Source organism: Nocardia sp. NPDC051990 (assembly GCF_040680755.1).
Classification (GTDB): Bacteria; Actinomycetota; Actinomycetes; order Mycobacteriales; family Mycobacteriaceae; genus Nocardia.
In genome coordinates, this window is record NZ_JBFAXH010000015.1 from 18,218 (window position 1) to 42,695 (window position 24,478).

Genomic DNA, 24,478 nt, shown 5'->3' on the forward strand with positions numbered 1-24,478 from the left:
CGCACGAATGCCGGCTGCGGATGCGCATCCGGAGGGCATGCCTGGTGTTCGACAACCGCCATATCGGAGACAACGATGGCACCCCTGACCACCTGCTCTCGACACGTCGCCAGTGCGCCGACACGCCGTCGAGGAGCCTCACCTGTCGGAGTCTGTATCTGATCGAAACCGGCAGCCTTCCTTATCGGGCCGAGTGACCCGGCCGGGATCGGAGGGCAATACGTTCCGGATCTTCGCGCCCGACCCATAGGGGTGCTTCGGGGTGTCTACCGGACAGAGGTACGGAAATAAGATCGGAACACGGGCGTCATGACGCTGGAGAGGGGCGGATCCTGCTGCGGGTACAGCGTATCGCCGATCAAACCGTCAGCACTGAACTCGCTGTCGAGCCAGCGATAAGATCCCTGCATATAGCCATTCCCCGTGCGCGCCGTTTCCGGCTCACCCATAGGCAGAAACAGGGATTTCGTGGCGTAAAATTCAGCGACTCCTGAACACGTGGACACTCCGAGGCCAACAGGGGCTGTCAGCGGCCAAAAGCCCACCCCCGTTAACCGCGAGCATACCTCTGATCGAGGAATCGCCTCGGCGAGCTGGGGGCGTTGGATCTCCGCAGGATTCGACGCCTACCTGATGCTAGAGTATTAGAAACAGGTAGCGCAGTTGTTTGCGATTTCGAGACCGGCCATGGAGCGATGGAACTGTCAGTAGCCTAACTCGACCACCCACGGTGCACGTTAGCTCAATCGTTGCTGTCTATCGACACGAACCGCCACTCCACACTCGCATAACCTTAAATACCACGTTATCGTCATATCCATGGCACAACAAGAGCCTGCGGCACATTTGCCGTCAACCGTCGGGTGGTACCCGACCCTGGCAACTTCAGCCCCTGGGCCCTGCCCTACGAGCGACCCGAAGATGGACAGATGACTGAGGAGTCCGACCGACCAGAACGCCACGCATGCATCGACGAAATCAGGTGTCGATCGCCATGACTGCGTCTCAGAACATGCTATCTGATTGTCGTCACCATGTTGCAAAATTCGAACAAACTGATATCTGCAACTTTACGGCAAAATAACTGAGCTCTTGATATGAGAGAGGTCAGCGGAGGTCGATATGGACCAATCGAAGAGTGGCATCGATCGCAGTCCGTACTGGTCGAAATCGTCGCAAACCGGCTCATTCGGTCTTTCCGAAAACCCGGATTCAGGTAACGGTTCCGGTGTGCGCTACACCCGTAGTGGATCCGTGCGACTGCCGTCATACGACATTCTTCCATTGACTGCAGCCCAGCGGGGAATCTGGTTTGCCCAGCATCTCGCGGAATCGTCGCCGATATCTGTGGCCCAGTATGTCGAGATCGTCGGCGAGTTGGACATGGAATTGCTTGTCGAGGCTTGTAAAACTGCCGGCCGCGAGTTCGGATCCGGAAATATGCGCCTGATCGAGGTCGACGGAGAGCCATGTCAGTTCGTCGACGAGGAATGTCAAGCTCAGGTTTCGATCATGGACTTGCGCCGGCACATCGACCCGGTTGCGACTGCGCACCGAATTATGGTTCAGGATTATTCCGCTCCACTGGACCTGCTGAACGACGACCTCATGACAAGCGTTGTTTTCCAGGTCGGCGAGGACCATTTTCTGTGGTATCAGCGCGCGCACCATATCGCGCTCGACGGATTTGCCGCGGTAACCATGCTGCACCGGATAACCGAGTTGTACAACGCTTGGATGAAATTCGAGGAAGCGGCGCCGTGCGCGGCACAGGACCTGGGGGCCGTCGTCGAGCAGGATCTGGCGTACCGAGGTTCGGCGCGTTTCGACAACGACCGCAGATACTGGCTGGAGCATCTGGCAGGCGCACCTCCCGTCGTCAGCCTGGCCGGTCGCTTTGGCAAGCCCACCATTCATCCGGCGCTGGTCAGCGCAGAGTTGCCAGACGCCACCGCCCGGCTGCTGGAAAGCGTCGCGCTCGCGCACGGCCCGAGCGTGACTCCGACCATCGTCGCGGCGTTCGCCGCTTATCTCGCGCGGATGACCGGAAGCGATGAAGTATTGCTGAGCCTGCCGGTTTCGGGTCGGCACTCTGCCGTGCTGCGCCGTTCCGGGGGGATGGTGGCAAATGTGGTCCCATTGCGACTGTGGGTCGCCGGCCGGAGCGTCGGTGAACTGATCGCCGCCACGCAAAGCGAATTGACGAGTGCCCTTCGTCGGCAACGCTACCGCCAAGAGGACATATTTCATGATATGGGGATTGCGCGCGACGAGGCCGCATCCTTCGGGCCGGCCGTTAACCTCATGATGATCGATAACGAGGTTGTTCTCGGCAATACGACAGGCCGCTTGAATGTCCTCACCTCCGGCCCTACCTCCGACCTTTTCATCAATATCTACCCAGGTGCGGGCAAGGACAGTACACATATCGACTTCCAGGGGAATCCGAATTCCTACAGCTCTGACGAGCTCGCTGGCCACCACCGACGGTTCCGCATATTTCTGCACGAATTCCTCGCCGGCGGAGACGAATGTCCGGTCAGCAGACTGCCGCTGCTCGAAGTACAGGAACGGTCTGCGCTCTTGCCGGTAAGGGGGCCCAGCGGGGTCGAAACACGGCTACTTCCGGAGATTCTGACCGACAGCGCGCGCCGAAATCCCAGTGCGTGCGCGATCGCCGCGGCCGGGCAGACGATGACGTACGGCGAACTGGATACCAGATCCTCCCAGCTGGCCCGACAGCTGATAGCTCTGGGTTGTGGGCCGGAAACGGCGGTGGCGATCATGCTGCGACGCTCGGTCGAATCGGTCGTGGCGACGTGGGCGGTCGCGAAGTGCGGGGCCGCGTTTGTCCAATTGGCCCCCGAGTACCCGTCGAAGCGGATAGAACATATCGTCGCCGACAGCGGTGCAACTGTGGCGATCACGGTCGACGCCCTGTGCGGGCAGCTCCCGCAGCCCATACGCCATATTGTTCTCGACGACCCCGCGACCTCGAGGGACTTCGACGCTGCGGGCGGGCCGATTTCCGATGATGACCGTATCCGCCCAGTACGGCCGTCCAACGTTGCCTACGTGACCTATACCTCGGGATCCACCGGAGCGCCGAAAGGTGTCCAGGTCACCCACACCGGCCTCGCGAATCTGGTTGCCGACCGTGCCGCCACGTACGGCATCGACGCGAACTCCCGCGTGTCCTATGCCCTCTCGCCCAGTTTCGACGCCTCCCTGGAACAGTTTCTGACCTGCTTCGCGAACGGATCCACGCTGGTGATCGTGCCGCCCGAGGTGACCGGAGGTGAACCGCTCACACAACTGCTGGCCGACGAGCACGTGACCCACCTGACGCTGACGCCCACGATGCTGGCAACCGTGGACCCGCATCCGGCAACCGACCTACGAGTGGTCGTGGTCGGTGGCGATGTATGTCCGCCGCATGTCATCGAGCGGTGGACACCGTACTTGTCCATGTACAACGAATACGGTCCCACCGAAACCACGGTGACCGCCGTCGGCGCTATGCTGAGCCCCGGCCGCGCTCACACCGTCGGTGGCCCCATCAGTGGCTTCTCGGCGATGGTGCTGGACCGAACGCTGCAACCGGTGCCCAAGGGCACCGCGGGCGAGTTGTATCTCGCCGGGCCGGGCTTGGCCCGTGGCTACAGCCATCGGTTCGTCGAAACCGCCGCACGGTTCGTCGCCGATCCGTACGGCGGCGCCGGCGAGCGGATGTACCGCACCGGCGATATCGCGCGCTGGACCGGCGACAACGCCGAGGTGACGCTGGAGTTGATGGGGCGCAGCGACTTCCAGGTCAAGATCCGCGGATACCGGATCGAACCGGGTGAAATCGACGCCGCGCTCACCACACATGAGGACGTGGATCTTTCCGTCACGGTGCCGGTGCGAAACAACGTCGGCACGACCGTGCTGGCGTCCTATGTCGTCCCGGTCGACGGCCACCGGGTCGATCCGCTCGAACTGCAGGGCTTCGCTCGCGATTCGCTACCGCCGCACATGGTTCCGGCGGTGATCCTCTCGATGGACAGCCTCCCGGTGAACGCCTTCGGCAAGCTCGATCGCAGCGCTTTGCCGAAGCCCGAATTCGGGACCGCGCCGGTCGGGCGGGCGCCGGCCACAGCCCGAGAAAAGGCGGTCGCAAGGCTGTTCACCGAAGTGCTCGGCGTGCCTCGAGTCGGGGCGGACGACAGCTTCTTCGCCCTCGGCGGCGACAGTATTCTGTCGATCCGGCTGGTGGCGCGAGCCAAGGCCGAGGGCCTGAGTTTCTCCACCCAGGATGTGTTCGTGCACAAGACCGTCGCGGGCCTAGCGGCAACGGCGACGGAAGCCGGCGATACCCCCGAGTTGGCCGAGTTGCCCGGTGGCGGGGTAGGGCCAATGCCGTTGTCACCGATCATGCACGCAATGCTTGATCGGGGTCATTACGACCGATTCGCCCAAGCCGCGCTCGTGCAGCTGCCCGAGCGGGTCGATCGAGCGGGTCTCGTCCGCGCATTGGGATCCTTGCTGGACCGTCACGATATGCTGCGCGCGGTACTGCGCGACGGCGATTCGGTTGATCGGTACGTCGAGGTGCTCGATCGGGGAGCGGTCGATCCGGATGCCGTGCTCGTCGAGGTCCGGCTCGATCGACGTGACGCCGCCGAAGTCGACCGGCACCTGCACAATGCCTCGGATCGATTGGACCCGGGCAACGGTGTGCTCGTTCAGGCCGTCTGGCTGCGGGATCGCAACGACTCGGCACCCGACCTGATGTGGCTGGTGATCCACCACCTCGCCGTCGACGCGGTGTCGTGGCGCATCATCCTCGCCGACCTCGCGCAGGCCTGGTCGCAGGTTTCCGACGGCGGCGAGCCGCATTTCGGCCCGGTCACCACCTCGTTCCGGCGGTGGGTGCATGGCTTGGTCGAGCAGGCGCCGGGTCGACGGTCGGCGGAGCTCGACCTGTGGAAAGACGTACTCGAGCGCGGCGATCAGCTACTCGGAGCCCGCCGTCTGGATCCGGATCGTGACGTCGGGGCCACGGCGGGCCGAGTACATCAGCGCATCCCGGCAGCCGTTACCGAGGCGGTTCTCACCACCATTCCGGACCGCTTCCATTGCGGCGCCAACGATCCGCTGCTGGCGGCCCTGGTACTGGCACTCGGCGAGTGGCGGCGCAGGCACGGTACGGCGGCGGCCGCCGGAGAGTTGATCGCATTGGAGGGACACGGCCGCGAGGAGCGGACCGTACCCGGCGCCGATCTCAGCGCCACCGTTGGCTGGTTCACCAGCCGCTTCCCGGTCCGGATCGAATGCAAGAATGTCGACCTCGATGATGCGCTGGCCGGCGGTATGGCTGCGGGACTGGCGCTAAAGCAGGTAAAGGAGCAGCTGCGCGCGGTGCCCGGCAACGGCATCGGCTATCAGATGCTGCGTCATCTCGATTCCCGGGGCAGCGCCGAGCTCGCAAACCTGCCCGAACCGCAGATCAGTTTCAACTACCTCGGTCGGGTGGGTGTCGGTGAACGCTCGGGCCCCTGGGCGCCCACCACCGAATTCACCGCACTGACCGCGACGAGCGATCCGGGGATGGCACTGTCGGCGGTGCTCGATATCAATGCGATCGCCGAGGAAGGTCGCAACGGGCTTGAACTCGACGTGACCTGGGAGTTCGCCTCGCAGGTGTTGGGCGATGCGGAGGTCGACGAACTCGCTGGTCTGTGGGCTCGAGCCCTGGAGGCGCTTGCTGAGCACGTCCGATCCGAAACCGCATACGGTTTCACTCCATCCGACTTCCCACTCATCGCGGTATCGCAGGACGATGTCGACCACTGGCTGCGGGAGTACCCGTCGATGACCGATGTGTGGCCGCTCACCGCCCTGCAGTCCGGGCTGCTGTTTCACACGGTCTACGACCGGGACGGCGTCGACGGCTACATCGTGCAGGCGGCGCTGACGTTTGCCGGGCGGGTGGATGGGGATCGGATGCGCCGGGCCGCGCAGGTGCTCATCGATCGCCACGACAGCCTGCGGACCGCGTTCGTCGAGCGTGCCGATGGGCCACGTCAGATCGTATTGCGCGACACCAGGGTCGATTGGGGCGAGTCGAATATCACCGACATCAGCGATGTCGGTGAGCAGGCAGCAGCACTTCGGCGACTCGCGATGGTGGCTGCGGCTCCGTTCGACCCGGCCCGCCCGCCGCTGCTGCGGTTCCACCTCGTGCGCACCGGCGTCGATAAGTTCCAGCTGCTGGTCACCAACCACCACCTCATGCTGGACGGCTGGTCGATGCCCGTGCTGATCCACGAGTTGCTCTCGTTGTACATATCCGATTGCGATACCGCCGCGCTCGCGCCCCCTCGTTCGTACCGAGAGTATCTGCAGTGGCTACAGGCTCAGGATCGCGACGCCGCCACCGCCGCGTGGCGGGAGATGCTCGCCGGAATCGACGCTCCGACGCGGGTCACGACTGGGTCGGATCTAACCGTCACCGCGGACGCCGGTGAAGTCGGCCTGAACCTGGACGCCGCGACCACCGCGGCGATCCTCGATCTGGGCCGCTCGCACGGCGTCACTGCCAACACGGCCCTGCAGGTGGCGTGGGCATTGCTGGTGGCCGTCCTGACCGGACGGTCAGATGTGGTGTTCGGCAATACGATGTCGCAGCGCCCGCCGCAGCTTCCGGATGTCGAGCGCATGGTCGGACTCCTGGTCAACACGCTGCCCGTCCGCGTCCGGCTCGAACCCAACGAAACCGTCGGCGACCTGCTCGTCCGCGTGCAATCAGAACAGGCAGCAATGCTCGATCACCAGCACATCGGCTTGGCGGAGTTGCAACGGGCCACCGGTATCACCGATATGTTCGACACCGCGACGGTGCTCGAATCGTATCCGCTCGACCGGGAACTGTTGGCACGCAACCTCTCCGACGCCGGATTGCGGCTCGTCGAGATCGACGCACACGATGCCACGCCGTATCCGCTGAGTTTGCAAGTGACCCCGCCGCGGTCGAGTCGCGACGGACGACCGGACGCCGAGGAGACCGACACCTATACGGTGACGCTGAAATTCGCCACCGACCGATTCGATTCCGACGATGCCCGCACGCTGCTCGAACGATTCGAGCTGCTGCTCACGCAGATCGTCATCGATCCCGCCCGGAAGGTCGCCGCGATCTCCTCGTGCTGGGATTCCGAACGCGCGGAACTGCTTTCGGTCGGTCGCGCGAAGCCAGCCGCGGGGCTCGTGCTGCGCGACATCCTATGGGGGACCGCACGGCGGTATCCGGATGCCGTGGCTGTCCGCTCCGGTGATATCGCGTTGACCTATCGTGAACTGGAGCGGCGCGCCGACGGGTTCGCTCGCCTGCTGGCCGGCCACGGTGCTCGCGCCGAATCGATCGTCGCGTTGGCCGTGCCCCGTTCGGCCGAACTGGTCGTTGCGATCTGGGCGGTGGCGAAAACAGGTGCCGCCTTCCTGCCGTTGGATCCCGGCAATCCGGCCACGCGGATCGGGGAGTTGTTATCCGACTCGCGGACCAGTCTGGGCGTGACGACCAGCGCTGTCGCACCGCAGCTTCCGGATACCGTCGACTGGTTGATGCTGGACACTTCGGCTTCGGACGATCGCGCGGATCTATCTCATCCGTCCGGTGTCCCGGCCGGGGCCGACCGGCTGTCGGCCGACAATGCGGCATACGTGATATATACGTCCGGATCGACCGGCAAACCGAAGGCGGTCCACCTCAGCCATCGAGGTCTGGCCGATTTTGTCGCGGCGCAAGTCGATGCCTTCGGTGTGGGTACGGATTCGGCGGTGTTGCAGGTGGCGTCGCCGGGATTCGACGCCTATTTGGCGGAGTTGCTGCTGGCGCACCGCAGTGGCGCCTGTCTCGTGGTGGCGCCACCAGAGGTGTACGCCGGGACCGACCTCGAGGAATTGCTTCGGTCACAGCAGGTTTCGCACGCGATCATCACCCCGTCCGTGCTGAACACCATGGATCCGTCCCGGACGCCGTCGTTGACATCGGTCGCGGTGGTCGGCGAAGCGACCGGGCCGGACACCGTGAACCGCTGGGGCACTGGGCGACGGCTGATGAATCATTACGGACCGACCGAGTGCACGATCTGGGCGACGGCGTCGGATGCGCTCGACCCCGGCGAGCCGGTGACAATCGGCGGCCCGATCCTGGGCGCGTCCGCGGTGGTCCTCGACACGTGGCTGCGACCGGTGCCGGTCGGGGTCGCGGGCGAACTCTATATCGGTGGGCCCGGACTTGCCCGCGGGTACGTCGATCAACCGGGTGTGACCGCGTCGCGCTTCGTCGCGGATCCGCGATCCACCCGCGGCGAGCGGATCTATCGCACCGGTGATTCCGTGCGCTGGGTGCGTGGACGCACCGGACCGGCACTGGAATATCTGGGCCGCTGCGATCAGCAGGTCAAGATTCACGGCCTGCGGATCGAGCCGGGGGAGATAGATGCCCAGGTGGCCAGGCACCCGGACGTAGCGAGCGTCGCCACCGTTGCGGTGACCGGACCTGCCGGGGAACCGGTTCTGGTCTCCTATGTCGTCCCCGCGCCGGGCGCCGCCCTGGATGTGGCGGCACTCGACGACGAACTCGCGGGCAGGCTACCTCGCTATATGAACCCCGCGGCGATCGTGCAGCTCGACGAGATGCCGCGCACGCCTGCGGGAAAGATCGATCGGAAAGCATTGCAGCAGCGCGCCTTCGATTCCGACACCGCCGCGGGCGGTAGGCCGCCGTCTACGCATGCAGAGCAGGTCATGGCGAAACTCTTCGCCGATGTGCTCCATCTCGACACGGTGTCCGCCGATAGCAACTTCTTCGCGCTCGGCGGGGACAGCATCGTTTCGATGCGGCTGGTGGCGCTGGCGAGATCCGCTGGGCTCACACTCACGCCACGAGATGTCTTCGAAGGCAAGACAGTTGCCGCGCTCGCCGCCATGGCGGGCGACGATGCGGCTGCCGTGACGATCGAGGAACCCCGTCGACTCCCGATGGCGGATCGGACCTCGGGTTTTCCGCTCGTCGCGCTCACCCAACCCGATATCGATCGGCTCGAGCGGCAGTACCGCGGGCTATCGGATGTATGGCCGTTGTCGCCCACGCAATCCGGGATGCACTTCCACTCCACGTTCGACCCGGATGCCGGGGACAACTACACCGTCCAGACGATAATCGGGTTTTCCGGCGCGGTCGACGCCGAGCGCCTGCGACGTGCCGCTCAGGCCGTGGTCGACCGGCACGATATTCTGCGGGCTGCCTTTGTGGAGACGGCGGCCGGGCCGTGCCAGATCGTGCTGGACCGCGCCGAGATCGGGTTCCGCGAGATCGATCTCGCCGGTGGTGGCGATGCGGAATCCCCGGCCGACCCGGAATCTATTGCCGCAGCGGACGCGGCGGCGGGATTCGACCTGTCGGCTCCTCCGCTGCTGCGCTTGACGCTGATCCGCCTCGATGCGAAGTCCTTCCGGCTGCTCGTCACGAATCACCATATGGTCCTGGATGGCTGGTCGATGCCGCTGCTGATGCGAGAACTGCTCGACTACTACGGATCTCCCGCACATATCAACTCCGCCGGACCCGCGCCCGCCTACCGCGACTATCTGGCTTGGCTGCGTCAGCAGGACAGCACCGCCTCCAAAGCGGCATGGGCGCAAGCCTTTTCGGATGTCGACGCACCCACCCGGGTGTCCCGCGACGCCGGTGCCGCGAGCGGCGTATCCGTCGCTGAGGTCGAGGACGAGCTGACGGCGGATCGTTTCGGAGACCTCCGTCGAGCGGCGGCGGAGGCGGCCGTCACCATCAATACGGTCGTCGCCGCGGCCTGGGCCCTGAATCTACGTGTACTGACCGGTGAGACCGATGTGATCTTCGGTTCCTCGGTGTCGGGCCGGCCCCCGGAGTTGCCGCTGGTCGATCAGACGCTCGGCATGTTTCTGAACACGATTCCGGTGCGAGTCCCGCTCGAACCAACAATGACAGTCCACGAGTTGCTGACCGGCATTCAGGCATGGCACGCCCGCATGCTGGATCATCACCATATCGGCCTGCCCGAGATTCACCGCAGCGTCGGACTGCCCGAACTCTTCGACACCGCCATCGCCTTCCAGTCGTTCCCCATCGACCGGACGGCACTGCAGCAACTCGTCGATTCGGCGGGCCTGCAGGTGAACGAACTCAGCGGTATGGACGCGACGCCGTACCCGTTGAGCCTGGTCGTGGAACCGAGGCAGTCCGAGCACGGCGAGGCACAGGGACTGCGGATCACCCTCCGATTCCACGACCGTGCCTTCGACACCGCGTCGGCGCGCCGCATTCTCGACCGCTTCGTCGAGTTGCTGTGCCGGATCGCCGCACACGCTGACGTGCGGCTGGGCGAGCTGCCGCTCGACGAGGAACCAGGGCCGTCGTGGCCCGTTTCGATTGCGGAACCGGCGATCCCGGAGACGTTGGATCGGATACTCGCCGCTTCCGCTGCCGCCGAACCCGCCGCGATCGCCGTGCGGTGCGACACGGCCGCCATGACCTACCGGCAGCTCGACGAGCGATCCGCACGTCTGGCCCGGGTCCTGCTGCGGCACGGCGCGCGGCGGGGACAGATCGTCGCCTCCCTGCTTCCACGCTCCCTGGCGGCGACGATCACCCTGTGGGCCGTGGCGAAGACCGGTGCCGCGTTCCTGCCGATCGATCCGACCCTGCCGGCAGAGCGGATCGGATTCCTGCTGTCCGACTCGAAAGCCGTGCTCGGGCTGACCAACACGTCTGCCAGGAAGCGGCTTCCCGACGGCGTCGACTGGCTGATCCTCGACGAGGAGCAGACGCTCGGTGCCATGGACTCGGTTCCCGCCACGCCGATCACCGATGCCGAACGCGGCGGGCCGATTCGGCGGGATCAGACCGTGTACGTGAGCTACACATCGGGGTCGACCGGTACGCCCAAGGGCGTACTCGTCAGCCATCGCGGCCTAGCCGACATTGTCGCTGCACAGCGGCGAATACTCGGTGTCGACCCGATGTCGGTGGTACTGCAGGTCGCCTCGCCCAGCTTCGACGCCTCGGTATTCGAGTTGTTGCTGGCGCACGGCTCGGGCGGCCGATTGGTCGTCTCGCCAGCCGATGTCTATGCCGGCCCCGAGCTGGCGGGTCTGATCGGGCGCGAACATATTTCGCATGCCGTAGTGACTCCCTCGGCCCTGGCGACAGTCCCGTCCGACGGTCTCGACGGACTGCGCGTGCTGGCCATAGCCGGTGAGCCGGTCAGGCCGGAACTGGTCGATCGGTGGGCGCCGCAACGCACCGTTGTCAATCTGTATGGGCCGAGCGAAAGCACGATCTGGGCTACCGCCAGCGATGCGCTGGTGCCCGGTGCCGCGGTCACGATCGGCGGGCCGGTCGGTCCCGTCGCGGCCGTGGTCCTGGATACCTGGTTACGACCCGTGCCACACGGTGTCGCGGGCGAACTTTACCTGTTCGGCACCGGCCTGGCCGAGGGGTACGTCGCCAGGACGGGGTTGACCGCGGCACGGTTCGTCGCATGCCCGTTCGGGGAACCGGGTCAGCGCATGTACCGCACCGGTGACGTGGTACGCCGCAGTGCCGATGGCGCGATGGAGTTCTTGGGGCGCAACGATTTTCAGGTGAAGGTGCGCGGCACCAGGATCGAGCTGGGGGAAATCGACGCGGTACTGGGTGCGCGTGCGGATGTGGCATATGCGGTGACCATCCCGCGCAGCGATGACGGGCGACCAGTGCTGCTGGTGTCCTATGTCGTGCCTGCAACCGGGGCGGAGGTATCGGGCGTGGAGTTGCGTGCGGCGCTGGCCGAGGCGTTGCCCCGGTTCATGGTGCCGTCCGTGGTGATCGTGCTGGATGAGGTGCCGCTGACCGCCAACGGGAAGCTGGATCGTGAGCGGTTGCCCGAGCCGGTTGCCGTCGCGCGCGAATTCCGAGCGCCGGCACCAGGGGTGGAAGAGTTGGTCGCGCGAACATTCGAGCAGGTGCTCGACGTGGACCAGGTGGGCGTCGACGACGACTTCTTCACCCTTGGCGGCGATTCGCTCAGCGCCTCGCTGGTGGCGGCGCGCATCGGCGCGGCCCTGGACGTGCGCGTGCCGGTGCGGTCGGTGTTCGAGGCGCCGACTGTCGGCGGATTGGCCGCGCGCGCCGCGTCACTCGGCGGTGGAGGTCGGTTGCCCCTGCTGTCCGGAATACACCCCGACCCGGTGCCGCTGTCGCTGGCACAGCAGCGGATGTGGCTGCTGAACCGGTTCGAGCCCGAATCTGCGGCCTACAACATTCCGGTGATGCTGCGGTTGTCGGGACGGCTGGACACCGAAGCGCTTACGGCCGCTCTCGCGGATGTGGTCGCACGTCACGAAGTATTGCGGACGATATATCCGGAAATCTCCGGGGAGCCGCGCCAGGTCGTTCTCGACGAGCCCGCGGTGCTGGTGGAACGGGTGCACGTATCGGCGGAGTCGGTCTCAGATGTGGTGGGCGAGTTCGTGCGGCGCGGATTCGATGTGACCGCACGAGTGCCGATGCGAGTGGGATTGTTCGAGCTCGACGCCGAGTCCGACGGTGACACCAGAGAATTCCTGCTGGCGTTGGTGGTCCATCACATCGCAGGCGATGGTCAGTCGATGGGGCCACTGGCTCGTGACGTCATGGTGGCGTATACCGCGCGGCTGGCCGGGCACGCGCCGGAATGGGAACCGCTCGCCGTGCAATACGTGGACTTCGCGTGGTGGCAACGGCAAATGCTGGGGGCCGCGGATGATCCGGCGTCGTTGATGTCGGCGCAGCTGGAGTTCTGGCGCTCGACGCTCGCGGGCGCACCGGACCGGCTGGAACTACCGGCGGACCGACCACGCCGGGCCGTCGCATCCCTGTCGGGATCCCGGGTACCGGTGCAGATCGGTGCGCGGTTGCACGAGCGGCTGCTCACGCTGGCACGGTCGCGGGGGGCGTCGCTGTTCATGGTGATGCATGCAGCGCTGGCAACGGTACTGGGGCGGCTCAGTGGCAGCGACGACGTTGTGATCGGCACCCCGGTCGCGGGGCGAGGCGAACCCGGTCTGGACGATCTGGTGGGGATGTTCGTGAACACCCTCGCCTTGCGGACCCGGGTGGATACCGGCGAGCCCTTCGCCGAGTTGCTGATGCGCACCCGGGAGACGGACCTGCTGGCATTTGACCACGCGGACGTGCCGTTCGAGCGGGTCGTGGAGGAGTTGAACCCGGAGCGATCGGCGGCGCGGCATCCATTGTTCCAGGTGGCCCTGGCATTCCAGAACGTATCGACGGTCGATGTGGCGCTGCCCGACGTCCGGGTTGCCCGAGCGGATGTGGATACCGGGGCGAGCCAGTTCGACCTGCAACTGGTGCTGGCCGATTCACCCGGAAATGCCGGTGTGGCGCAAGGCATCTCGGGAATGATGACCTATGCGCGGGATCTGTTCGACGAGGCGACCGCGGCCGCGATCGTCCGGCGGCTGGTGCGGGTGTTGGAAGCCGTCGCAGACGATCCGTCCGTAGTGATCGGGGATATCGACTGGCTAGAAGCCGACGAGCGCTCGGCGCTCACGTCGCGAGTGGGGGCACACGCCGTAGCGGCGCTGGAGCCATCCGGACTGCTACCGGAGGTGTTCGCCTCGGCCGTCCGGGACAACGGCGACGGTATCGCTGTCGTTTCGGGGGATGCCACCTTGTCGTATGCGCAGCTGGACGAACAGTCCAGTCGGCTGGCGAGGTTACTGATCGGCCGCGGCGCTGGACCGGAGCATCCGGTGCTGGTGGCGGCCGCGCGGTCGACGGAGTCCGTCGTCGCGTGGTGGGCGGTGGTCAAGACGGGTGCGGCATACATACCCATGGACCCTGGCTATCCTGCGGGCCGGATCGCGCAGATGGTGTCGGATTCCGGTGCGACGCTGGGGGTTACGGTGTCGTCGGTGCGTGCCCAGATGCCCGATTCGGTGGACTGGATCATGCTCGACGACCCGGCCACCACCGCGCGGATCGCGGCGTCGGCGAGCGGCCCGATCGGCGATGACGAGCGGACGCGGCCGCTGCGGGCCTCGGATGTCGCCTACGTGGTCTTCACCTCCGGATCCACCGGGGTGCCGAAGGGCGTCGCCATCACCCATTTCGGCATTGCCGACTTCGTCTCGGGGTGGCGCGCCGATCGCGAGCTCCGGCACACGTCCAGGGTGTTGCATTTCGCATCGCCGTCGTTCGACGCCGCACTGATGGAAATCCTGATCGCGGTCAGCGGGGCCGGAGCACTGGTCGTGGCTCCGACAGGGATCTACGGCGGCGGTGAGCTGGCCGAACTCCTGCGTGTGCAGCGGGTCACGCACGCCTTCATCACCCCGGCCGCGCTCGCGTCGGTGGATCCGGCCGGGTTGGACGACCTGCGGCTGGTGATGTCCGGTGGTGACGTGGTCCCGGCGGATCTGGTGAGCCGATGGGCGGGCACCGACCTCGCCGGCGCCCGGAAGTTCCAGGTGCTGTACGGGCCGACCGAGGCCACGATAGTCGCCACGGCGACGGGTGCGCTGCGACCGGATGACCGGCCGACGATCGGTGCCCCGTGGCCGGGAACACAGGCGCTGGTGCTGGATACCCGGTTGCGGCCGGTGCCGGTCGGGGTGGCCGGAGAGCTGTATCTCGCGGGCCCCGCGCTGGCACGCGGGTACCTGAACAGGGCGGCGACGAGTGCGGCGCAATTCGTGGCGCATCCGTTCGGTGAGCCGGGACGTCGCATGTACCGCACCGGTGATGTAGTGCGCTGGAATACCGATGGCGCCTTGGAGTTCCTGGGGCGCAACGATTTCCAGGTCAAGATCCGCGGTTACCGGGTCGAGCTGGGCGAGATCGACGCGGTGCTGCGGACACAGGCGAATGTGACATACACGGTCACCGTGGCGCGACAGGACGGCACCGGTCCCGTGACGCTGGTGTCCTATGTGGTGCCCGACACCGGGGCGAGTCTGTCGGGCGAACAGTTGCGGGCGGCGTTGGCCGAAGTGCTGCCGTCGTACCTGGTGCCCGCCGCGGTGATGATCCTCGACAAGATCCCCCTCTCGCCGAACGGAAAGCTCGACCGCGCGGCCCTTCCCGCTCCCATCGTCCAGGCCAAGCGATTCCGGGCCCCGGCGTCACCGGTGGAGGAAATAGTGGCCGGCGTATTCGCCGACATCCTCGGCATCGACGGTCCGGTTGGCGCCGATGACGACTTCTTCGAACTGGGTGGCAACAGCCTGGTGGCCACCCGCGTAGCCGCGCGGATCGGTGCCGCGCTCGACGCGACCATCCCGGCGTCGATGATTTTCGAGGCGCCGACGGTCGCGAGGTTGGCCGCGCGCGCCGAATCGCGGGCCGACACCGGTCGGGTGGCGCTGACCGCACAGCCGCGGCCGCAGCGAATTCCGCTGTCGTACGCACAGCAGCGGATGTGGTTCCTGAACCGGCTCGTGCCCGGCTCGGCTGCCTACAGCATTCCGATCGTGCTGCGGCTGTCGGGACCACTGAATCTCGACGCGCTGCGCGCGGCCGTCGGGGATGTGCTGAACCGGCACGAGGTACTGCGGACCGTATACCCGTATGCCGAGGGCGAGCCGGTGCAGATTGTCCTGCCCGCCGCCGAGGCGATCACGCCGATTACCGTGACCTCGGTCGCGGAACCGGAACTGGCCGAATCGCTGTCGGCGTTCATCTCGACAGTGTTCGATGTGACGGTCGAGGCCCCGGTGCGGATACGGTTGTTCGAGCTCGGGCAGAACGAGCGGGTCCTAGCGGTGGTAGCGCACCACATTTGCTGCGACGGGGCGTCACTGGGCCCGCTGGCACGGGACATGATGACCGCGTACACAGCACACACACACGGGGAGATACCGAGCTGGCCGCCGCTGCCGGTGCAGTACGCCGACTACGCGATCTGGCAGCGGACGGTGTTGGGGAGCGAAGACGATCCCGAATCGCTCCTACGCGCCCAGATCGACTACTGGACACTCGAATTGGCGGAGCTTCCGGTTTTGCTGGAGCTGCCGACCGACCGACCGCGTCCGCCCATGCAGACCTACGCGGGCGCGAGCGTACCGATCACTGTCGGCGCCGATCTGCACGCGGGATTGCAGCAGATCGCGCGAGCACACAACACGACGCTGTTCATGGTCTTCCACGCCGCGTTGGCGGCCACGCTGGCCCGGCTGGCCGATACGGACGACATCGCGATCGGCACTCCGTATGCCGGACGCGGCGAGCCCGAACTCGACGATCTGGTCGGAATGTTCGTCAACACCCTGGTGCTGCGCACCCGGTTGACCCCGGGGATGACGTTCACCCAGCTGCTCGAGCATGTGCGCGGGACCGATCTGGCCGCCTTCGGACACGCCGATGTTCCGTTCGAGCGGCTGGTGCAGGAGCTGAACCCGGTGCGGTCGCATGCCCACCATCCACTGTTCCAGGTGATGCTGGCATTCCAGAACCTCGCCAGAGCCGAGTTCGAACTTCCGGGGCTGTCGGCGTCGGCCATGACGGCCGACATCGACACCGCACTGTTCGATCTGCAGATCACGGTGTCGGATTCCTACGACTGCACCGACGGCACCCCCGCCGGCATCAGCGGTGCGGTGACCTACGCGACCGACCTCTTCGACTCGACGACCGTCACCGCGATCGTCGATCGCCTGCTGCGATTGCTCGGCGCACTGGCGGCCGATCCCGCACAACCAGTGCACGATGTGGATCTGCTCGGCGCAGAGGAACGGGAAGCCGTTCTGGCGCAGTGGAATTCGACCGATGTCAGGCTCCCTTCGGATGAAACGCTCGCCTCGGTCTTCACCAACTCGGTGCAGGCGCACGCGGACCGGCCCGCGGTCATGTTCGGCGAACAGTCACTGACCTATGCGGAATTCGCGTCGCGCGTCTACCGGTTGGCGCGGTGGTTGATCTCCCAGGGAGTTGGGCCGGAGTCGGTGGTGGCGCTGCGGATGCGGCGTTCCCTGGACCAGGTCACCGCCATGTACGCGGTGCATGCCGCCGGCGGTGGGTACGTGCCGGTCGATCCGGATCTTCCGGCAGAACGCATCGCGTACATGCTGTCGATCGCCGCACCGGTGCTGGAGCTGTCGTCCCTCGATGGGCTGGAGCTGTCCGGATTCGATGACACGCCGGTCACCGACACCGATCGGCTCGCACCGCTGCGACCGCACAACATCGCATACCTGCTCTTTACTTCGGGGTCGACCGGTCGGCCGAAAGGTGTTGCGGTACCGCATTGTTCGGTGATAAACCAGGTGCGGTGGGTCAACGCGACCTACGCACTGACGCCGAATGACGTGGTGTTGCAGAAGTCCCCGGCCACGTTCGACATGTCGGTGTGGGAGCTGTTTGCGACGCTGGCGATGGGGGCGCGGCTGGTGATCACGCGAGCCGACGGGCATCTCGACCCGGCGTATCTCGCCGAAACCATTGCAACCCAGCGGGTCACGATCTCCGCGTTCGTGCCGTCGATGCTGGCGGTATTTGCGGACGCGGTGCCTGCGGAGTCCCTGGAGTCGGTGCATACGTTCCTGGTGGGCGGTGAGGCATTCGGTTCCGAAGTGGTGGCCGCGGTGCGGCGAATAGTGCCCGGGGTCGAGTTGCACAATCTGTACGGGCCGACCGAGTTCACCGTGTGCGCGGCCGCGCATCGGGTGACCGAAGCCGACAGCGGGAGCATGCCGATGGGCACACCGGTATGGAACGCGCGGGCATACGTACTCGACAACCGGTTACATCCGGTACCGCCCGGCGTTGCCGGGGAGCTGTACTTGGCGGGCACCCAGCTCGCACGCGGCTATCAGGCACGTCCGGGCCTCACCGCGGAACGGTTCGTGCCCGACCCGTACGGTGACGGCGGGCGCCTGTACCGCACCGGCGACTTGGTGCGCTGGCACCGTGCCGGCGAATTGGAATACCTGGGCCGCACCGATTTCCAGGTGAAGCTGCGCGGCCTACGTATCGAACTCGGTGAAATCGAGGCAGTACTCGCCGAGCACCCCAGCGTCGCCCGGGCGATCGCTGTGGTGCGCTCCACCGGTGCGGTGGACCACTTCGTCGGCTATCTGGTGCCCGCCGCGGGGGCCACGGTCGACACCGCGGCGGTCTTGGCGCACGCGGCAACCGAACTGCCCGACTACATGGTGCCCACCACGGTGATGGTGCTCGACACGGTGCCCCTCACCGCGTCGGGGAAGCTGGACCGCACGCGGCTACCGGAGCCGGTGCTCGCGGTAGCGGAGTTCAGGGAGCCCTCGTCGTGGCTGGAAGGGGAGATCGCGCGGACCTTCGGAAGCGTACTGGGCGTGGATCGGGTGGGCGTCGAAGACGACTTCTACGCGTTGGGTGGCAACTCGCTGAAGTCGGTGCAAGTAGTGAGCGAGTTGCGCAAAGAACTCGACTACGAGGTCCCGATCAGCTGGATGTTATCGCATCCCTGTCCGGCCGACCTGGCGAAGCGAATCGAATCCGGAATGCGCTCCGGTTTCACGGTCGACCGGACCGATATCGGCTTCGATGTGTTGCTACCGATCCGGACCGGTGGTGAGCGACCACCACTGTTCTGTATCCACCCGGCCTTGGGCCTGTCGTGGAGCTACCGCACATTCGACCGGTACCTGTCCAAGGGCCGACCGATCTATGGCATTCAGGCGCCACAAATCGGCGGCGAGGTCCCCGGTCCGACGTCGATCGAAGAAATGGCCGAACGCTACTTCGACGAGATTCGCACGGTTCAGCCACACGGCCCCTACCATCTCCTCGGCTGGTCGCTGGGTGGTGCGCTCGCCCATGCCATTGCCGTCGAGATGCGCGCCGCCGGTGAACAAGTCGCCCTATTGGCGCTGTTGGACGCCGAGGTGGATGGTGTCGACGAGTCGATGGTCTCCGCCGTCTCGACCGGAGAACTGCTCAGCAACCTCGGTCCGGTCATGGGCGTCGATTTCGTGCGCCCCGATGCGACCGCCGACGAGGCCGCCGACCTGATCGAACAGCACCTGGGGGACGGCCTCGGTATCGACGCCGCAAGGATCGAGCGCCTGACCGACGCCTACAACTTGGGGATCCGGGCGGCCAGTGTGTGGCGGCCCGCGGTGTTGGACAGCGACATGTTGTACTTCACCGCAACACGGGAAAGGCGATCCGATGCAGTGGGTCACAAGGGATGGGCGTCGGTGGTCCGCGGGCAGATTACGAATTTCGACATCGATGCGACCCACCTCGCAATGACCGAACCGAGTGCGGTTGCCCAGGTCGCTCGGATTCTCAATACACGATTGGATCGATGACCGCGTTTATGTCGGCGGGGTGATGGGCGCGCGGAATCCATCCAGCGAGAGGGGAGGGGTGGTGCCCACTATCGTCCCGAGCGACGCCCCGAGCGCCCCACCGAGCAGGGCGGCAGGTCCGGCAACGACGGCGACGCCGACCGCTGCGCCGAGGAGCGGGCCGATAACCAAGCCGGTCGGCATGAATGGGATACCGACGACGAACCCGGCGGCCGCGCCGACCATTCCGGCGGCTATCGCGACGGGCGCGGACACTCCCGCGCCGATACCTGCGCCGATTACCGCACCGACACCCGCATCGACGGCGGTGGCGGAGCATATCTGCGGATCTACGGGGACTTGCTCGCAGAACGCCTGGATCGGCCGCTGATCCGCGGCCGCAGGTGCGTCCACCGTTCGGACTCTGGTCCAACGGTCGGCGGCGAGCCGATTCATAGGGCCGACAGCTCGATCGCCACGGCGGATGTCGACCAAGGGCCCGATGTCCCCCGGCGGTGCGATGTAGGCCAGCGACTGGCCGAGTGCGGCGAACATGGCAGGTGCCTGCGCGGTGTCATCCGGGGATGCGCCTGTTACTCCAGTTCCAAGGACAAGCGCAATTGGCAACATGCTAGCAATCAATATCGGACGTGATCGCCACCGACCGGCTTCCGGCATTCCGCACCTCCTGGACGTCTACCTCTTAGCGCTTATCGACCTCGAGTATTTGTCGCACGTTGCGGCGCGGCTAGTCTAAGCGGCCGACACGGCCAGATCGGGGAGGACCGTCCAATCTTCTCGTGTGTCTCTGGCAAATCCGTGGCTGCACCCAGACGGCGCGCGATACGTCCTGCTACCTCGATGCGCCGGACCGCTATCACCCCTGCTTGCCAGTCATTAACCGGTGGGTCTGTGAGTGACCTACCCGCCGAGCTTTTCTCATGGCCGGCGTCGCGAGTGTTGAGAAGAGTCCCTGGGCGGCGCTAATCGCCCCAGACGGGTGGGCGCTTCGCCAGGAAGGCCGCCATCCCTTCGCGGGCGCCGGGAAGTTGGGCGGCGGCGGCCATGACTTCCAGGGCGAGGGCGTAGGCATCTGCTTCCGGTCGGTCGAGTTGGCGGTAGAGAGTGTGTTTGCCGAGTGCCTTGCTGGCCCGGCTACCCCGGGTAGCGCGGGCGAGCAACTCGTTCACCGCGGTGTCCAGTTCTTCGTCTGGCACTGCGCGGTTGATCAGGCCCCATTGTTCGGCGGTGCGGGCATCGATCGGATCTCCGGTGAGGGCGAGTTCCATCAGCCGTTTACGGCCGACAGCGCGGGCCACCGGCACCGCGGGTGTGTGGCAGAACCAGCCGCCCTTGCCGCCGGGGAGTGCGAAGCCGGCCGATTCGCCGGCGACGGCTAGATCACAGGAGGCCACCAGCTGGCAGCCCGCGGCCGTGGCCAGACCGTGCACGCGGGCGATCACCACCTGGGGCACCGACTGGATGGTCGACATGAGCTCGGTGCACAGTGTGAGCAGTTCCCGGACGCCGAGCAGATCGCGCGCGGCAACGTCGGCGAAATCATGTCCGGCGGAGAACACCGGACCGTGCGCCCCGAGCACTATCCCCGTGGCGTCGGTCTCGCCTGCGGCCCGGAACGAGGCGAGCAGTTCGGCCAAATGCTCGCCCGACAGCGCATTGCGCCGCTCCGGCCGGTTCATGGTGATGCGCACCGTGTCGCCATCCCGCGCAACCAACACATGCTGATACTCCAAGGCGGTCATACCTCCACCGTAGATCTCTACCGGCACCGACACGACACCTCCGAGGTGATCGCGACCCCTGATCGCTCTCAGCCGCTGCCGCACCGCCGAATCCATCGACAGGTGCCCGCGCCGTGAAGCCTCATGGCGGCTGGTACCGGTCGAATCAGCGCGGGAGTTTGCGCTGTCCAGTCATACCTGTGTTACGTCATTGCCTGCGAAGCCATTTCGAGGAATTCATGCCTGAAGTGCAGACCCGCCTGTCCGGGACGACCGACATGCGACCATGTCCAGCTGGAAGACCGGCCCTCGAAAGAGCCTGTGCTGCGCGGCGCCAAGTCCCGAGCTACGCCCCGACGGGCTGGGCGGGATCACGAAATCCTCATTGTTGCGCGGGGAGCGAACGGTGCCGGCGCAGTCCAGGCGGCGGCTCTGTCCACCTATTCGGTATCGTCGTCTCGGTCGAGATCGAGGTCGCGCGCTCGTAGCCGATGCAGGCGGTCCATCGATCCTTCAGGCGAGGATGAAGGTGTGACGCCGCACAGTGCGGGTACAACCGAGGTGGCGATGGCGGACCGCATCCGGGTTGTGCGAGTGGGTGAGTGATCATGAAGACGAGATCGCCGGAGATGGTGAAATGCCGGGGATGTCGGTGCTGGTGGCCATTGAGCGCGCACAATGTGTGCCATTGTTCCCAGTGCCATCAGACGTTCACGGGTGACAAGGCCGCGACTCTGCATTTGGTTGTGGATTACCGCCATAAACCGCACGTCATCTGTCGAACACCGCAGAGCGTCGGCCTTGTCGATGCCGACCGCGATTACCCGTGCTGGGGCTTGCCGCGGAATTGAGTCCATCCGGCGGTGGGGTGGCTTTCAGCGGGATTTCCTTGACGGAGTAGGGATTTGGTGTGCAGGTGGCAGGGCTGCTTGATAGCCGATCTCGCCGCAACCAGTACCCACGCCGGTCGGGAACCTGAGCGGCTCTCCAGACCTTCCTGTGGAATAGGCCACGCGATGGCAGGCGAAAGCCATTCATCTGCAATGGCTTTCAATGCTATAGCATTCGATGAATGCAGGTCGCGACCGTTCCGTTCCGATCTGCGTGCGCGTTCCGGTGCGGCGGGTGCTATTGGACGGTACGCGCAGACGACAAGCCCTGATTCCCGGATTTCGTCGAACCCGATCCCAGCTACCAGGGCGTGGTGTACGCGGCCTCGAGCGCGCTCTACCTTCGCGCTCGAAGCCCGGGTGTAGCTACCGCACGACCTCGGTTCGTCGATCTCACCGCTCAACACGTTCCTGATCGGCGAGGGGTTGGAGACGCTGAGCCTGCGTATCGAACGGCACGTGCAGAACGCAAAGACGGTCGACGACGGGTTTTGCAGACCGCCGATGACCGTCTTACGAGAACCCGGATCGATCGAGGAACGGTATCGGTTGTGCGACGGATCGGTGGAGATACTGGTCGTCCGTGTCTCGGCCGGCGCGTAGCTGTCGCATGCTGACGGACAGAGGTCGGTCCAGCTACCCGGGAGAAGGGAGATACACGGTGGCATTCGGACGTCGTCGGCTGCTGATCGGCTTCGCCGGTGCGGGTGGCCTCGCTCTGACCGGATGCGGGTGGGCGCGAGAACCCGCGCCAGGCAAACCTGCCACAATCCGATTCGACCCCCCACCCGGCACCCACAATGTCGATGCGCGCAGCCCTGGCACGATCACTGTCACCGACGGGACGCTGCAGTCGGTCGAATGGATCGATGAAACGGGCAGATCACTGCCGGGCGCATCGGCACCCGATCATCGAACCTGGACCAGTGCCGAACCACTCGGCTACGGACACAGCTACATCGCGAAAGCCGTGGCTCACGGCGAAACCGGCGATGTCACCGCGACGACAACTTGCGCCACGGTGCGACCGCAACAGCTCATCGACGTCTCCCTGCGCTCTGCCAATCTCGTCGAGCTGGCCGAAAACGACACCTACGGAGTAGGTTTCGTGCTCGTCGCCCATTTCGACGAACCCGTCGATCGGGCAGCCGTGGAACGCCACCTGAAGGTCACCACCGAGCCGGCCGTCACCGGTGCCTGGTACTGGCTCGACGATCAGAACGCACACTGGCGGCCCGAGAACTATCACGCACCGGGCACCAGGATCACGATCGCGGCTGAACTCTTCGGCCTCTCGCTCGGCGAAGGCCGCTACGGCCTGCGCGACCGCCAGGTGTCGGTGAACATCGGGCCCGCGCACATCGCGATCGCCGACGACAACACCAAACAGATCGAGGTCTTCGACAACGGAAACCTGGTGCGTACCATGCCCACGTCGATGGGCATGGGCGGCACCGCATCCGTCGGTGGCAGAGTTATGTCGTTCTGGACCCGCCCAGGCATCTACACCGTGCTGGACCGAAAAGACCCGGTGATCATGGACTCCGCCAGCTACGGCCTGCCCACCGACTCCGGGCTCGGCTACCGCACGAGCATCAACCATGCGGTCCGCATCAGCCACGACGGAATCTTCGTGCACGAATTGGCCGCAACCATGTGGGCCCAAGGCAACACCAACGTCTCACACGGCTGCCTGAACATCTCCCCCAACGATGCCGGATGGTTCTACGACTTCGTTATCCCCGGCGACGTAGTCGAGGTCCGCAACACCGGCGGCGACCCCCTCGACATCTGGCAGAACGGCGATTGGAGCATCCCCTGGTCCGACTGGCTTCGCGGCGGCGCCCACACATGACACAACGGGGTAAGGGGCTGACCTGATTCACCACTCCGGACCATGCCGTTACGGTATCGGTGGCCATGCCCGCATCAGCGTGCGAAAGGGTTGCGACTAATCATGATGCGGTGGTCATCGCGACCCGGTGACGAACACGAGCGGCCCGCCGGCTTCCGGCCTCAGGCCGTTGTCGGCACGTAGGGGATATTCAGGGAGCCATCGAGATCAACGATCCCGCGCTGGCCGAGCAGTGGATGCGGAACAAGCTGGCGCACAAGCAGAAGGTCATGGGCTTCGGCCACCGGGTCTACAAGAACGGCGACTCCCGGGTGCCGACCATGAAGCAGGCCTTCCTCGACATCGCTGGCGCGCCCGATGGTCAGAAGTGGGTGCGCATGTACGAGATTCTCGAGCGCACCATGAACGAAGCCACCGGTATCGAACCCAACCTCGATTTCCCCGCCGGCCCGGCCTATTACCTGCTCGGTTTCGATATCGAGGTGTTCACGCCGATCTTCGTGATGAGCCGCATCACCGGCTGGACCGCCCACATCATCGAACAGAGCGAATCCAATGCGCTGATCCGGCCGCTGAGCGAATACGTCGGCGTCCCACAACGTTCCGTCGTCGGCTGAGGCCGCCGGCACGACATTCCCCCGGACGGCCCG

The 24,478-nt window shown here is 65.5% G+C and carries 5 protein-coding genes and 1 pseudogene; 4 read left to right on the forward strand and 2 right to left on the reverse strand.

Annotation, left to right across the window (positions count from 1 at the left end):
• Positions 1 to 1,122 precede the first annotated feature (1,122 nt).
• The gene (locus tag AB0L63_RS23980; protein WP_364504830.1) at positions 1,123 to 19,362 is read left to right on the forward strand and encodes an amino acid adenylation domain-containing protein; all 18,240 of its coding nucleotides are present in this window, start codon (positions 1,123 to 1,125) and stop codon (positions 19,360 to 19,362) included.
• Between the two features lie 6 nt (positions 19,363 to 19,368).
• On the opposite strand, the gene AB0L63_RS23985 is transcribed toward AB0L63_RS23980, so the two are convergent.
• Together AB0L63_RS23985 and AB0L63_RS23990 are read right to left on the reverse strand one after the other, a co-directional pair.
• Positions 19,369 to 19,896 (reverse strand): hypothetical protein, encoded by a 528-nt coding sequence (locus AB0L63_RS23985; RefSeq protein ID WP_364504832.1) that lies wholly within the window; start codon positions 19,894 to 19,896, stop codon positions 19,369 to 19,371.
• Between the two features lie 428 nt (positions 19,897 to 20,324).
• Positions 20,325 to 21,104, reverse strand: coding sequence for an enoyl-CoA hydratase-related protein (locus tag AB0L63_RS23990; RefSeq protein ID WP_364504834.1), 780 nt, complete (start codon positions 21,102 to 21,104; stop codon positions 20,325 to 20,327).
• Positions 21,105 to 22,387: 1,283 nt separating this feature from the next.
• Here AB0L63_RS23990 and AB0L63_RS23995 point away from each other — a divergent pair.
• From AB0L63_RS23995 to AB0L63_RS24005, 3 genes and pseudogenes are all read left to right on the forward strand, one after another.
• On the forward strand, positions 22,388 to 22,576 hold the full coding sequence (locus AB0L63_RS23995; RefSeq protein ID WP_364505068.1) for a hypothetical protein: 189 nt from the start codon (positions 22,388 to 22,390) through the stop codon (positions 22,574 to 22,576).
• Between the two features lie 58 nt (positions 22,577 to 22,634).
• On the forward strand, positions 22,635 to 23,828 hold the full coding sequence (locus AB0L63_RS24000) for an Ig-like domain-containing protein (protein WP_364504836.1): 1,194 nt from the start codon (positions 22,635 to 22,637) through the stop codon (positions 23,826 to 23,828).
• Between the two features lie 200 nt (positions 23,829 to 24,028).
• Positions 24,029 to 24,445 (forward strand): annotated as a pseudogene (locus tag AB0L63_RS24005) (citrate/2-methylcitrate synthase); the annotation flags it as partial.
• Between the last annotated feature and the right edge of the window lie 33 nt (positions 24,446 to 24,478).